17 protein-coding genes are annotated in these 13928 nt (G+C 67.3%); all 17 read right to left on the bottom strand.

The annotated features are described in order from the left end of the window. Nucleotides 1–2: 2 nt before the first annotated feature. Entirely contained in the window at nt 3–407 is a 405-nt protein-coding gene (locus QE401_RS20175) for a phage tail terminator-like protein (protein ID WP_307139886.1), read from the bottom strand. After that, complete coding sequence (locus QE401_RS20170; RefSeq protein ID WP_307139885.1) at nt 404–730, bottom strand: hypothetical protein; 327 nt, start codon at nt 728–730, stop codon at nt 404–406. Before QE401_RS20170 ends, QE401_RS20175 begins: the two co-directional genes overlap by 4 nt. Further along, nucleotides 727–1338, bottom strand: coding sequence for a head-tail connector protein (locus QE401_RS20165; RefSeq protein ID WP_307139884.1), 612 nt, complete (start codon nt 1336–1338; stop codon nt 727–729). Before QE401_RS20165 ends, QE401_RS20170 begins: the two co-directional genes overlap by 4 nt. Further along, entirely contained in the window at nt 1338–1703 is a 366-nt protein-coding gene (locus QE401_RS20160; protein WP_307139883.1) for a hypothetical protein, read from the bottom strand. The genes QE401_RS20165 and QE401_RS20160 overlap by 1 nt, the downstream gene beginning before the upstream one ends. Continuing rightward, on the bottom strand, nt 1700–2350 hold the full coding sequence (locus QE401_RS20155) for a hypothetical protein (protein WP_307139881.1): 651 nt from the start codon (nt 2348–2350) through the stop codon (nt 1700–1702). Before QE401_RS20155 ends, QE401_RS20160 begins: the two co-directional genes overlap by 4 nt. Before the next feature lie 56 nt (nt 2351–2406). Continuing rightward, on the bottom strand, nt 2407–2694 hold the full coding sequence (locus QE401_RS20150) for a hypothetical protein (protein ID WP_307139880.1): 288 nt from the start codon (nt 2692–2694) through the stop codon (nt 2407–2409). 56 nt (nt 2695–2750) lie between these two features. Continuing rightward, on the bottom strand, nt 2751–4070 hold the full coding sequence (locus QE401_RS20145) for a phage major capsid protein (RefSeq protein WP_307139879.1): 1320 nt from the start codon (nt 4068–4070) through the stop codon (nt 2751–2753). Nucleotides 4071–4094: 24 nt separating this feature from the next. Further along, the gene (locus tag QE401_RS20140) at nt 4095–4817 is read right to left on the bottom strand and encodes an HK97 family phage prohead protease (protein WP_307139878.1); all 723 of its coding nucleotides are present in this window, start codon (nt 4815–4817) and stop codon (nt 4095–4097) included. A 253-nt stretch (nt 4818–5070) separates the two neighbouring features. After that, nucleotides 5071–6819, bottom strand: coding sequence for a phage portal protein (locus QE401_RS20135; RefSeq protein WP_307139877.1), 1749 nt, complete (start codon nt 6817–6819; stop codon nt 5071–5073). A 19-nt stretch (nt 6820–6838) separates the two neighbouring features. Beyond that, entirely contained in the window at nt 6839–8428 is a 1590-nt protein-coding gene (locus QE401_RS20130; protein WP_307139876.1) for a terminase large subunit, read from the bottom strand. A 166-nt stretch (nt 8429–8594) separates the two neighbouring features. Beyond that, complete coding sequence (locus QE401_RS20125) at nt 8595–9044, bottom strand: P27 family phage terminase small subunit (RefSeq protein ID WP_307139875.1); 450 nt, start codon at nt 9042–9044, stop codon at nt 8595–8597. 177 nt (nt 9045–9221) lie between these two features. Continuing rightward, nucleotides 9222–9542, bottom strand: coding sequence for an HNH endonuclease (locus QE401_RS20120; RefSeq protein WP_307139874.1), 321 nt, complete (start codon nt 9540–9542; stop codon nt 9222–9224). A gap of 107 nt (nt 9543–9649) precedes the next feature. After that, entirely contained in the window at nt 9650–10228 is a 579-nt protein-coding gene (locus QE401_RS20115; protein ID WP_307139873.1) for a hypothetical protein, read from the bottom strand. Next, the gene (locus QE401_RS20110) at nt 10195–10674 is read right to left on the bottom strand and encodes a hypothetical protein (RefSeq protein ID WP_307139872.1); all 480 of its coding nucleotides are present in this window, start codon (nt 10672–10674) and stop codon (nt 10195–10197) included. The genes QE401_RS20115 and QE401_RS20110 overlap by 34 nt, the downstream gene beginning before the upstream one ends. Then, nucleotides 10671–11033 (bottom strand): hypothetical protein, encoded by a 363-nt coding sequence (locus QE401_RS20105; RefSeq protein WP_307139871.1) that lies wholly within the window; start codon nt 11031–11033, stop codon nt 10671–10673. Before QE401_RS20105 ends, QE401_RS20110 begins: the two co-directional genes overlap by 4 nt. Continuing rightward, entirely contained in the window at nt 11030–12928 is a 1899-nt protein-coding gene (locus tag QE401_RS20100; RefSeq protein ID WP_307139870.1) for a toprim domain-containing protein, read from the bottom strand. The genes QE401_RS20105 and QE401_RS20100 overlap by 4 nt, the downstream gene beginning before the upstream one ends. Beyond that, nucleotides 12928–13914, bottom strand: coding sequence for a DUF1376 domain-containing protein (locus QE401_RS20095; protein WP_307139869.1), 987 nt, complete (start codon nt 13912–13914; stop codon nt 12928–12930). The genes QE401_RS20100 and QE401_RS20095 overlap by 1 nt, the downstream gene beginning before the upstream one ends. Between the last annotated feature and the right edge of the window lie 14 nt (nt 13915–13928).

Here is a 13928-nt window from a genome sequence, read left to right as displayed (position 1 = left end):
TCCTATTCGTCGCGGGTCCAGCCGATCGAAGCCGGCAGGATCCACCAGTTGCCGTCATCCTCGGGCGCGTGACCCATTCCGAACGAGGCGTCGGTGAATTCGATGGCGCCGAGTTCCTGCCCGACCAGCAGGTCGACGAACTGGCGCAGGAGCCGCCGGCCAGGCTTGGTGTCGTCACCGGCCGGCACGAAGAGGTGCACCAGCACGCTGCCGGTCTCGCGCCAGAGATTCTCGCGCGCCACGGCGCCGGCGCCGATGCTCTGCTGCTGGAAGATGTCGCCGGTGACCTCGAAGCGGATCCATGGCCCTTGCGGCTTGGCGAAGGCTCGGTTGGGCTTGGCCACGGGCGTGCCGGTCCACTCGGCGTCGACAAGCGCTTCGACCGCTTCGAAGACGATGTCGCTCATCCGTTCCCCCTGACCCAGATCTTCCAGCCGATCAGCAGCTCGCCGTCATAGACGGGCCAGGCGCCCTGCACCGTCCAGCGCTGACCGCCGATGGTGATGCGATCGGGGCGCGACGGCGGGGCCGGCCATTCGGCTGCGGCGATCTCATCGTTCAGCGTCTCCACCTGGCCGTCGCCCTGCTGGACGCCGCCGGTCATCTCGTCGGCGCCATAGGCATGCAGGTAGCCGACCAGGGACACGGCGGGCCCGTCGGGGCGCGCCAGCAGCATGGTGCGGCCCCTGGCTCGGATCTGGCGGCGGCGGGTGGCCAGGCGATGGCTCATCCGGCTCGCCAGGCCCTATAAGGAGCCAGCATCCCTGCAGCCTGGGGAGGAAGGGCCTCCATGCCCGCGCGCGGGTCCAGCCAGGATGCCGAACCCACATCCTCGGTGCTCTCGGAGCGCAGCAGCGGGTCGCGGCCACGGGCAGCGTGCAGGGCGCCGATGGTGACCAGGCAAGCCTGCTCCACATCGCGCGGAAGGTTGCGGTTCTGGGCGCCAGGGAGGAAGTAGCCGCCGGTGTAGGTGACCGAGGCAAAGGAGCCTTGCCAGGCGCAGCGCCGGAAGCCGGACAGCGCGTAGAGCAGCCCCGTGCCAGGCTCAATCTCGAAGGCTTCTGCCTCGATCGCTCGGCCGTCGACAGACACGGTAACGTCCGTGGCCACCGGCAGCCGCTCCAGGACCAGACAATCGCCCAGCGTGCCGCGGAAGGTCTGCCGCACCGTCTCGCGGGCGAAGCTTCTGCAGCACCACCCAACCACAATGGCCGAGGCGGCATCGATGAGCTCGCCCAGATAGAATTCATCGGGATCGCCGTCGATCTGCAGATGAGCCTGTGCCGTCTTCACCGTAGTCAGGCGCGTGCGCTCGGCAGGGGTGATCACGGTCAGCATCAGTTGGCGAACCTCATCCAGCGGAAGCGCAGGTTGACGGTGCCGAGGTTGACGGCGACCAATCCCGGCGTGGTCCAGGTCAGCCGCACCTGGCCGTTGGCCGGAACCTCGGCGATCGGATTGAGCACCGTTCCCACCGAGATCCCCGCCGTCGATTCCGGGGTGACGAAGACCATATCGCCGACCTGCACGCCGGGGACCGCCATCGTCGCGGTGACCTTGCCAACCGCCAGCGTGGCCGCAGTGTAGGGCAGCACAGTCGTGCCATGGGCCATCGGCTGGCCGGCCACCATGCCGCTTTGGGTGATCTCTTGCGCCGCGGCCGGGGCGGCCAGTAGCGCGAGGGCGACCACGGCGCGGATCACTGTACCACCTCCGCCGAGAGCGGGGTCGCCGCTGCCGTGGCGATGCAATTGATGGCCGCGGTGGTCACGAAGCCGCCGCCGCTGTGGCCTTGCACAAGGCTGGCGTTCGGCATGAGCTTGCGCGAGGGCGGGCCGGCGGTCGCGGCCCCGCCCATCAGGTTGCAGTAGATCACCGCCGTGTCGCTCTGGTTCTGGAGTGCGAGGTAGAGCCGCCCAGTGCCCGCAGCGCAGACTGCCGTCGAGGTCGTGCCGATGCTGCCGGCCCCAGTGCAGGCCGTGGCCACGCCGCGGTTCGGGAGCGGCGCCGCGGCGGCGGGGAAGTTGCCCACCGAGACTGTGCCGCCGACTTGCTGAGTGGCCGGCAGGTTGGACACAGAGACGGAGCCACTGACCGGCTGCGTCACCGGCAGGTTGGAGACCGAAACCGTACCGCTCACAGGCTGGGTGGCCGGAAGATTGGTCACGGCAACGCTGCCGCTGACCGGTTGAGCCGCAGCGCCAGAGGCCGGCGACACGCGCAGCGGAGTGCTGTTCGTGCCGCACGGCACGGCGGTGCGGCCAGTGGTGACGCAATTCAGCACCGACCCGGTGAGAACGCTTCCATCTGGCTGCGCCCAGGGCGTGAATCCGCCCTGGGCCAGCGCCATGCCCGCACCGACACAGAAGACAGCCGCGACGGCGCCCAGGAGCCAGCGGCGCACGTTCAGGCGCCCTTGTTCTCGGGCGCCGCGCCTTCAGCCTTCACCTCGCGTTGGGCCTTGGCCAGGGCTTCGGTCGGGGTCAGGCCGGCGCGGACGCCGTCCCACTTCGCCGCCTCGACCCGCTCGGCCAGGGCCTTCTGCTCCTCATGCTTGGCATGAGCAGCGGCGACGGTGGCCTGGTCCGGATCCTTCGGCGCCGTGCCGGCCGGGTTCAGGGTCTCAGTGCTCGACGGCGACGCCGTCGCATTCTGATCCACCGGCTTGTCCGGGGTCTCGTTCTGCTTGGCCATTTGGCCCTCCATTGCTTTGGCGGGGGGAGGCGCCGGCGCGAGGCCGGCGCCTGGCTTCAGGACGCGGCGACCTTGATGAACTTCAGCGCCTGAGTGTCCACGGCCATGCCGCCGACGCGCTTGGTCGTGTAGAAGCCGACATAGGGCTTGTTGGTGTAGGGGTCGCGCAGGGTGCGGGTGCCGATCCGATCCACGATCGTGTAGGCCCGGCGCATGTCACCGAAGGCGATGGGATAGGAACCCGCGGCCACGTCCGGCATCTGCTCCATGTCGGCGATCGGGAAGCCCAGCAGCGTGCCCGGCTGCCCCGCCGCCGCATTCGGCTGCCAGAGGTAGTTGCCCTGGCCATCCTTCCAGGTGCGGACGGTCGCCAGCACGGCGCTGTTCAGGTACCAGCGCGCATTGGTGCGATAGCCCGACTTCAGCATGTAGATCAGGCTGACCAGCAGGTCGCTCGGGTTGGAGGCCGGGAAGGCCGCCGCGGCGCCGGTGACGATGTGCTGGAAGGTGCCCAGCGGCCGGGTGCCGTCTTTCGTCGCAGCGGTCGGATAGGCGAGGAAGCCCTTCGGCTTCTTCACGCCATCGCCGGAGATGAAGGCCTGCCCCTCGGCCAGCCCGAATTCCTGCGCCAGCTCGCCTGCCAGCCAGGCCTCCAGATCCACCACCGAATCATCCAGCAGGGTCTGGGTCACCTGCGGGTTGGCATAGATTTCGCCCATGAAGGCGCCGATCTCGGCCAGTTGCGGCGTGTTCGTGGCGGGGCGGGCATCGGTCTCGCCGACCCAGCCGGTACCGGCGCCATGCAGATTCACCAGCCGCTTGTAATCGGGCGAGGAGACCGTGATCTGGTTGGCCAGCTGCCGCATCGGATTCTCGTCGCGCAGCAGGTTCAGGATGTTGCGGTCGACGATCTCCGGGACCAGGTAGCCGCCATCGGCCGGCACCAGCGTCGACATGGCCTTCTGGGCGAGGCCGTTGATCTCGCGCTCATTGCCCTCGCCGCGGCGCGCCCAGGTGTCGAAGGCCGCGCGGTGCTCGCGATGCTCGGGACCGTCGCCGGGCTTGTGATCGCCGCCGCCCGGCCCACCGATGCGGTTCGCCTTCTTGCCGAGCTCGAGCAGCTCGTTCGACAGCTTGTTCAGCTGCTCATCCAGCTTGCCCAGCTTGTCGCTGGTGACCGGGTCGGCGTTGCCGCGGCTCTCGATCTCCTTCAGGCGACGATCGTTCGTCGCCTTGAACTCCTCGAAGCCGCGGTTGACGCCCTCGATCAGGCGGCGGACTTCCTCGAAGCTGGCGGTGCCGCCGCCGTCGCGGCGCTCCAGCGTGGGCGCGCGGCCGTGCAGGGCGGTGCCGCCCATGAGGTCGGTTCGGGTCATGCTGCCCTCCTTGGGGCGGGGTGTTCAGGTGGTCGAAAAAGAGCCCTGGAGCGCCCGCAGGCTGTCCATCAGCTCCGACACGCCGCCCGCCTCTTCATCGCGAAGATCCATGGCAGCCTTGAAGCCAACGCTCGCGATGGCGCGCGCGCGGCTGTGGGAGAACCCGCCTTCGTCACGAAGGAAGGCCTCGAATTCCTTGGGTTGGCGAATGCGGTCGGCGGCGCGCACCTGCGCCACCCGCGCCGCTCCATTGGCCGGGAAGGTGACAAGACTGACCTCCCAGAGGTCCGCCTGCTTCACGGTGCGGATGCCGCTCTTCTCGTCGCGCTCGGAGCGCACCGTGACGAAGCCGATCGACAGGCCGGAGAGCGCCTTCATCTGCAGCAGCTCGTGGGCCTCGGCGCCCTGGCGCGTCTTCAGGGCCAGCCGGCCCTCCACCCACAGGCCGCGTTCATCCTCACGCATGTCCGTGTAGACACCGATCGGCTGCCGCTGGTCGTGCTGCCAGAGCAGCGCAGGCATGGTGCCGGCGGCGCGGTGCTCGGCCAGCGTGGAGCGGAAGGCTCCCGGCTCCACCCGGTCGGAATAGGTGTCGAGGTGGTTAAAGACGCTGCCATAGCCGGAGAAGGAGCCATCGGGCGCCACCTCCTTGATCTCCAGCCCGAAATCCAGGGTCTTCCGGGCCGGGAAATCGCTCCGAAGCTCCAGCCCGGCGGCGCTCCGCCGGCGCTCTGCCGCCTGGTGCATCGCATTCTCCTTGAAGGGTGCCCGATGGGCGCCGTAAGTCGCAGGGCACGGTCCTGCGGTCGTTCTGGACGTATGCCGATGGACAGCGCTTCGGCGCCGGGCATGAGGCTCAGCAGGCCGTGCGTCCAATCCGCTTGAGATTGGCCGCCGTAGCTCCTAGATTGTCGGAAGGACCGGGTGCGTTCCGGACGTTCGCCTCAGGCCAGCCAGAGCAATCTGGCGCGCGCACGATGGGGGCCCGGTCCATCTCCCCTCAAATTCGCCGCTTCCACAGCGTCTTGAAGGTGACGGTTCCCTGGCCGCGCCGCAGCTGCTCCACATAGGTGTACTCGAAGCGGCCAAGCCGGGCCGTGTAGACATAGCTCGGGCCGCTGGCGGCATTCTTGCCTCGCTCAATCCGCGTTGCCGCCGCGACGATACGAGGCACCCGCCCCAGATCGGCCGCGGTGATGGCCACTTGGCCCCGGCGGCTTTCCTTCACCCGATCGCCATGCTGACGCAGGGCATGCAGCACATTGTCGCTGCCCATGGTCCGCCGCAGGCCGACGACGGTCAGGCCGGTCGCTGCCAGGACGTTGGCGGCGTTGGCCGAGCTGACCAGCCCCACCATGTGGACGCTGACCTTGCCGGCCCTACGGCTGCGCTTGGCGCGATTGTGGAAGCGCTTGATCTGCCGGGGGTTGCTCCCGCTGCTGACCCAGCGCCCGTCAGCCCCGCGGGGCTGATTCGGAATGAAGGCCCTGGCGCCGAAAGGGCGGCGGCCCTTCGTCGGCTGGCCTCCAGCGTCCAGAGCATCGTCCTGCTGATCGCCCTCGCTGCCAGGCGTTGCCATGTTCAGCGGCTGCAGCGGCTCGCTGAGGCCTGGGATCTCGTCCAGGTCCTCCCAGCCGCGTGCTTCATTCCGCAGCAGCCAGCCGTCCTTGATGCCCTGGCCGTAGGCCGCATACCGGGTCTTGATGTCCGCCCGCTCGAGCGCCGCCACGTTGTGCTTGACCCGCACTCCGACGCGGTCCCGGCCGATCAGATCGCGCTTGATTACGCCTTCCCAGCGGTCGATCCAGGGCATGAGGCTGTACTTCACATGCGCCAGGAAAAAGGCTTCGGCCGACGCGAAGGTGCTGGCCTTGTCGGAATAGCCGATCATCTGCGGGAAGACCCGAAGCGCCCGCGCGATCTCTTCGATCTGGAACTTGCGGGTCTCGAGGTGCTGCGCGTCGACGCCACTCATGGATGAGGCAGCAAACTTTGCCGATCGATCCAAGAGCAGCGGTCGGCCAGCGTTCTGCGGCCCGGCATAGTGGGCCTCGATGTATGCCCGCAGTTGCTTGAACTGCGTCTCGTTCAATGCGCCATCGACGGAATAGGTCCCGGTCGTCTGCAGGCCATTCTGATGAAGCTTGGCATGAGCGTTCTCGGTCGCAATCGCGAGGCCGATAGCCTCTCTCGCCAAATTAAGGACCTCCAAACCAGAGAAGCCCGACCAGCTCGGCCCGCGCAGATGGAGGACATCAGCCGGCCTCAATGTGAGGCTGGTCCCATCCGGCAACCTCACCTTGTGGACGATGCCCCAGTCTTGATTCTGCTCAGTGGTGCACCAGCCAGGGTGAAGCGGAAGCAGTTCGCGGACCTCGCCGCGGACGATGTTCTTCCAGGCAATACCGTTCCCGCATAGCACGGCATGCAGCATCATCTGCTCGCGGAACTCGCGACCGGTCTGCCATTCATTCGGGAAGTCCAGAAGCTGCTGCAGCGGATCCTCAGAGAGGTAGGTCCGCCTGTCGTCAGTCTGCCTGACCACCTTCAGCGGCAGCCCAGACACATCCTCAGCCAGCACGCGCGCACCAGCCAGGACCGTGGTGACTTGCAGCGCCGTTGTGACGTTGACCGTGCTTCCGCTCTTGGTCGACCGGCCACCGGCCAGGATGCCGCGAAGAAGATCGAGCGTGTCGGAAAACGACGCGGCGCGCTCCTCCCGGCCTATCAGGCGGGACCAGAACCCCATTCGTCCGGCCTCCCGCCGCTCACATTGTTTCCCAGAACGAAAGCGCCGTTGCCTGCGCGGCTGTCGTGGACGCGCCCACCGCCATGGCAAGCGCCGTCATTCCATCGATGCGACCCAGACTTCGCTTCTTGTCGAAGAACCGATTGCCTTGGCCATCAGAGTTCAGCATGGCATTGCCGGAGCACCACCGGGTGACAGGGCTGTCGTCGATCGTGATCTCACCATTGCGGATCATGTCCTCGAGCGCCTGCACCGACCGCGGCATCCAGAGCTGCTTTTCCGAGTGCAGGCCTTTGGCGCCCTGCGCGTGCCGGATCATCTTCAGTCCAGAGCCGGCCGGCTCTTCTGGGCCCTGATATTCCCAGGTCGCCAGCCCGCCGAGCTCAGCCGCTTCACGGAAGCCCGAGAAGTGCGCCAGGTCGAAGGCCATCGCCTCCACCTGATTCTCCGCCACGAGGCGGGCGACCTCCGACACGATGAAGCCCATCTTGATCCCCCGTCCGGGGATCGCATTCAGCAGCCGTTGCTCGGCCCATTGCGTGTACGGCGCCTTATCGCGCACCTCCGCGTCCGCAAGGCCTTCTCGCGGCTTCCAGTAGAACACCTTGGCAGCGTAGCGCCCCGCCTTCCGCCACACGGCAGCCAGGGCGGTCAGGTCATTCCGCTGCGAAGGGTCGATGCCCAGCCAGCAAGGGCAGTCGCGCAGATCCGCCTCGAGCACCTCGCCAAGGGCGCTGTCCCACAGGTCCTCATCGATCCAGTAGGCCGAGGATCCCACCGGGATGCCAAAGAACAAGCGCTTTACAGTGAGCGCCTTGCTGGCGAGGCCGCGGGCCTTGTTCACCTCGGATCGAACATTCTCGACCGGATAGGTAATTCCGAGGGCCGGCAGCGACTTCGGCCAGCAGGACTCATCGTCGAGAGGATTGTCGCCAGGGTCCGTGCGGGCGACGAAAGCGAAAGACGTGTCATCCTTGAAAACGCCGCGCGCCACGTTCTGGTAGTATTCCGATTGCTCTGTTCCGACGTGCTGGTCCGCTGCTGGGGTATTCGTCCCGAGCATCATCAGCGGGTCGCCGCTCATTTTGGTGATGGCGGCCTGCCATAGATCGATAGCCGCGGCCGACTTGAACTCGTGGATTTCATCCGCCAGCACGGCGGCCGGGCGCGGACCGGACACCGTCTCTCCGTCGGCCAAGCTCTGGAACTTCGACCCGCTATCCGGGTGCTCGATCTTCCAGGCCATGTCACCCGTACCGCGGATGACGACCGCACCCTTCTCCTCCAGGGAGGCGCTATCCTCATCGCCCGGAATCGGCGCGCGACACATGGCGACCCCGTCCTTGAATAGGACGTTCGCCTGGTCCTTGCTTCCTGCGATCGCGTAGACTTCGGCGCGTTGGATGCCGCAGAACCCCATGATGTACAGGCCAACCCCCGCCATCAGTGGGCTTTTCGCCTGCCCCTTGCCCGTCTCTAGCCAGGCGGTGCGGTAGCGTCGGAGACCATCAGGACGCCGCCATCCGAACAGATTGCCGACGGTGAAGAGGTGCCAGGGCAGTAGGTCGAAGGGCTTCCCTGCCTTTGCGCCCTCCGTGATGCTCAGCACGGCAGGGAAGAAGTTGACGGCCCGCGCCGCCTGCTCGGGACTCCAGTGGAGGCCGCGCTTCGGGCCGTCCCGAAGGTCTCGCACATGGCGCTCGGCGGCGTGCTTGACCAGCTCGCCGGCTATGATCCGGCCCGAGAGGACATCTTGCGCCCAAGCGGTAGTCGGATCAGCCGCCCGCTCCCCTGAGGTAGGTGTCCGCTGCCGTGGCACGTTTGACCTTCCGCTGCACCTTGCCTGCTGCGCTGCGACGGCGAGGGCTCAGGCAGAGCTCCATTTCCGCGCCCGTGGCATCGGAATCCGCCTGCCTCATCTCGACCTGCCACAGGTTCAGCTGGGGCACCTTTGTTCTCGGGCTTTCCACCACTGCGCCGTCACGCATGACCATCGCCGCCGCGGCGTCGTACCGGACATAAGCGAGGACCAGGCGCTGCACGGCGTGGCGGTTCACGGCGGCGAGGGTCTGCGTCTCCCGCAACTCAGCGGTGACCCGAACCCACTCCCGATGTGCCACCTCGCGCAGTGGAGCCGACAATCCGTCCGGCCGATCGGGGATCAGGAGCTCCCAGAGGGGCTCTTCGATGTCCATTCCCGGCCCGGCAATCACTCCGAGGGCCATTTTCCAGCTCCAGATCCGGCGAAACCGGCTCGCTACGGGCGGGCCCGACCGGTAACCCCCCCTTCGATTTTTGCTCCCTGCGCGAAATCAACCCCGGGCCGGTCCAGCCACCCATGCGCCCCAAAGATTCGATCCCCCCTCCCCATGCGCCCAACGCGGGGCTTGGAAGGGGCTTGGTCATCCTGCCTTTCGGGCCGCGTTCCATGGGTGCAGAGGGTCGAGAGGTCGGCCGGAGGCGTCGCACCCCCGGGCCCTGGGCAGACCCTGTCCACGCCTCGCCCCTGCCTGTTCCTTGACCTGGTTGTCGCAGTCCTGGCAGCGGGTGATGAGGTTGGGCAGGGTGTCAGCCCCGCCGGCGCGGCGAGAGACAATGTGGTCCACCGTCAGCCGCTTTGTGGAACCGCAGCCTGGGGTGGTGCAACGGTGGCCGTCGCGCTTCAGGGCCGATGCCCTCAGGGCCCGCCAGAAGGGCGAGCGGTAGAAGGGATCACCCGGCATCGGACCCCCTAAAACGGAAAACGCCCGAGGCTTGTGGCCTCAGGCGCTGTGTAGCGGGCGCAATTCTCCCCGCCCGTCGTTTCATATAGTGGCCGCGAATCGCCTCGTCAACGATTTCTCAGCCGCCAATGGTCGGCCAAGAAGCTGAGCGCCTCCCGCACCATCCATGCCGTGTCGAGGCGAACGGGCTCCTCATAGACGACCGACAGGCGCAGCATCTGCTCATGCCTGGCGCTGCACCGTCGCTTCACCTCCTCCATGGCCTCGCAGTAGCGATTCCATGCGTCCTGACAGACCGCAGCCTCCGAGGGGTCGGGCTCTCCCAGCTTGTGCCCGCCACCGTATCCCATCGGGAAGCTGCGCCCGCGCAGCGAGGTCCGCCACAGCCGGCCGAGCTCGGCAGCCGCGGCTTGCTGGCGCCCGTCCCAGCTGGTGCTTGAAGGATCAGGCCGGCGCTTGTCGGCCGCTGTGCCGCTGGGCCGGGTGATGGCGCCCGCCACATCATTGGTCAGGGCCGTCGACAGCATCTCCGCCCGGTCCCGATCCGTCATGCAGAAGGGGCGCGGGCCACCATCCAGCTTCACCACGCCGGCGACGCGGGTCATGGGGCTCTGGGCGATCGGCGCCGGCCGCAGCCGCTCTTTCCCGGTATTCATTGGCCGCGCCTCCGGCGAGGGGCTCGCCATTCGGGGTTGCTGTCGATCCACCCGGCCTCGGACAGGTTGAGCAGGTGATGCGGCCCGCGGGGCTTGGCAATGAGGCCCATGCCGATGGCGGCGATCAGGAAGGCGCCCTCCCCCACGTAGGCCGGTGTACCGCGCCGCTCGTGCCAGCGCTCCGCCGCATGCTTCCAGGCGTAGGTACCGCGCTTGCGGTTCACGGTGGCGGTGCGCGGCGCCTGGGCCAGGAACTGGGCGGCGCGGATCACCTGCTGCTGCCCCTGCACGCCTAGCGTCTCCGCGCGGTCCTCCTCGCGCATCTGGCGCAGATCCTGACCGGTCTGGGTGACCGGCTCCTGCCTGGCCAGGTGCGAGCCCCACCAGAGGCCCGGATAGGCCTCCATGCAGCGCCGGATCAGCGGCACGGGATCGGCCTCGATCTCCGCCAGGGTCATCGGCTGCGCGGCCATCATGCGAGCCTCCACTGAATCTTGTCGGGCGGAACCAAGGGCATCATGGCGCGAGCCCATGCGCATTCTTCGATCTTGGCAAAAGCCGCAATGGCCCGCTCCGCCTCGCCACTGTCAGCAAAGCCCCAAAAGCACATCATGCTGCTGAAGACCCATTCCGGCGTGTTCTCATGCTCGCCATTGAGCCAGTTGGTGGAGCATGCGCCTTCAGACATGCGAGAGTCGCGCCAAGCCTGAGGAGTACCTGTTCGGCTCCACTCCTTGCCACGGCCATCACGGAGAACGACCACGTCTTTTACCCGCCCGCCGAGAGACAGGTTAAAGCCGATCATGGCATTAGCCGCTGGAATCCTTTTGGTCATGCGTAGCCTCCCATGGGGTCGGTGATGGAGTCCGCTCGCCCCGGGCTGGCCAGCCGGCCGCTCCGCGGGTCCAGAACCAGGCGAGCATGTTCGTGGCGCTTGCCGAAAGCCTCGAAGCGGGCCTTCCAGCAGTGGATCTCGGGGAAGCCTTCTTCCCGTCGGTAGACCGTGAGGCCGAGGTCGGCCTTGTTGAACCAGTTGGCGCCGCCATTGATGTCGTAGCCGTCGGCGACCGGGTAGCCCTTTTTGGGATCCTTGAGCATCTTCGTGGGGTGGGCGGCGATCAGGATGCCCATGCCCTCGGCACGGCCCCATGCCTTCAGCTTGCGCAGCCAACGGCCCGTGTACTGGGTCTCGGTCTCGTGCCGGGTGAACTGATGCTCGAACTCGTTCCAGGGGTCGAGGACGAGCAGGTTCCGCTTGTGGCGCTTCTTCGCCTCCTCAGCCCGCTTCAGCACCCAGTCGAGGGACATTTCGACATCGGGGTCGTTGGACCAGAGGAAGGTCACATGCTCGCGGATGAAGTCCTCGGCCCTGGCCAGCATGTCGCTCGGCACATAGGCGCCGGCCGACTTCATGGGCTGCTTCAGGATCACCGAGCACAGCCGGAGCGCCAGGGTCTCGGGCCGGTTGTCCTCGGGGCTGCACCAGACGATGCCGATGCGATGCTTCATGGCGATGAAGGTCAGCCAGGTGCGCAGGAAGCTGGACTTGCCATGGCTCGGGACCCCAGTGAGCACGGTCAGCCAACCGCTGCCCTGGGGCAGCTTCGCGATTTCGTCGAGGGTTGCGATCCCGCTTCCGAGACCCGCCTCACCCTTCCCGCTGTGCAGAAACTCCCGAAGCGTGCCCGGCGGCATGTCGAAGATGCCGGCGAGCGGCATGGGCTGCGCCTCTGCCACCGCCCTTTGCACTGCCTCAGGCCCAAGCTTCACCAGGGTCTCGTTGGCGTCCTTGCATCCCTCTGGCCAGGTCACTCGCCAGCAGCGGATTCGCCCGAGCCGGCGCGCCAGCTCCTCCGCCAGGTAGTTGCCCGGCACATCCATATCCGTGCCGATATAGATCCGCTCGATCCCCGCGAGCTGGTCGGCGCAGGTCTGCAGCGCCTCGAAGCGGGCATCGTCCTGGCGCCTGGGGTCGTCCTCTTCGAGCAGCTTGGAGGGTGCCCCGTCGGGAAGGCTGACCACCTGCCGCAGCCCAGCCTCCCAGCAGGCGAGAACATCCATCTCGCCTTCCACCCAGAGCAGCATGTCCGGGCTTTCCACGGCGTCGACGTTGTACAGGCTACGGAGCGCGTCCCTATCCTGGGCGAACTGCTTCCGGTCGGAGCGGAACTTGCGGTTCACCAGTTCCCCGCCCAGAAGGTAGGGGAAGACGATCGTCGGCGCCGGCCCCCACAGCACCTTGCCCGCACCGTCCTTCACGGGCTTGCCGGCTTCGTCCAGCATCGGCCACTCTCGCGAGGTCCCATAGACGCCGAAGGCGCCGAGAGTCTCTTCGGAGATGCCACGCTGCTGAAAGAGCCGCAGAAGGCCGCCAGGGCGTTTTTGATCGTCCGGGCTGTCAGGTACCGGGGACACCACCAAACGGCGCTCAGGCAGGCTAGAAATCGCGTCCCGGCGGTGCTGGTCGGCCCCCTCGACCCGACCAGAGCCTGGGACGATCCAGGAACCCCCGCACGTTCCCCGGAAGCAATGCCAGGCGGCCCCCTGCCCGTCGGCGTCGATCTTCACAGACAGGCTGTCCTCGTCCCGGGCTTGGCAGGCCGGGCACCGGACCTTGACGTTCCTGCCGGGGCTCAGGCGGGCGCGGCCGGGCGAGATGCCAGCCTCCGCGAAGATGTCGGCCAGATCATCACCAACGATGAAGTTCCGCCCGTCAATGCGGCGAGCCATCAGTGCATCCCTCCAAATCCGTTGAACATCGGCGCGGGCGCCTCGGGCTGGCTGTCCTCGGCCCCCTGGCTCCAGTCCACGCCCCAAGCCTCGGCCTTCTCGTCCCGGATGCGCGGGTTCAGCAGCCAGTCGAGGGAGGCTGCCCACTCGCGCTCATTCTCGCCGCGATGGTGGGGGGAGGCTGCGCACGCCAGGAATAGGTCCCGCAGCGCGCCGACCTTGCCCCCGCTGCGGTCGAGCGCTTTGGCGATCAGCTCTCGCCGGCCCTTTTTCGCCAAGCCGTGCGCCTTCGGCATCCGCCCCTGCACGCTGTCGTTCCAGGCCTCCACCACGGCCATCATTCGGGCGTCGTCGAAGCCCTTGCGACGGGCTGCCCTCCCGGCAGCGTCGCCGCCAATGCGGCCGCTGCGGGCTTCCAGCGCCTCAGGCTCGAACAGTTCCGGCGTGCCCCCCGCTTGCGGGGGGTTAGGGGGGGAAGATTCGTAGCGAAGCGGAGAATCTTCTCTTTCTTCTATCCCTTTACTCTCCCTTCCCTCTCCCTTGGAGCTTGTCACATCGTCTGTGACAGAGCTTGCGACAGAAGCAGCAAGCGGGCCTGTCACAGGACGCGAGGAGACACCCCCTGCCCCCGGCTTGACGCTGGTGTGGTCAGCCTTGCGAGCCGCCTTGGCCGCGCGCGCCGCCTCGGTCCGAGCACGCTGGGAGAGGCGCGCCTGCCAAGCGTCCACGACCTTCTCGGCCACCACGGGGTGATAGAGACGGCCGTCTGCGCAGAGGACCCAGCCGCGCAGCGCCATTTCCTTCACCTTGGCCCAGCGCGCACCGGCGGCGCTCAGATGGGCCAGGATGCGGTCATCGTCCGGCAGGCTGCCGGCGGGCCTCTGCAGGAAGGCTTTGCACCAGAGCGCCACGGCCGCCTTGAACTCGTCCCCGGTGGAAAGCGCGAAGAGGTCGCTGTCGATCAGGCGCACCACATCGAGGGGCATGTACGGCATACCTC

The sequence above is a fragment of the Pseudoroseomonas cervicalis genome (assembly GCF_030818485.1).
In the GTDB taxonomy this organism is placed as follows: domain Bacteria; phylum Pseudomonadota; class Alphaproteobacteria; order Acetobacterales; family Acetobacteraceae; genus Pseudoroseomonas; species Pseudoroseomonas cervicalis_A.
Note: the sequence above shows the minus strand (reverse complement) of the source record. Positions and strands in the feature narration are given on the sequence as shown.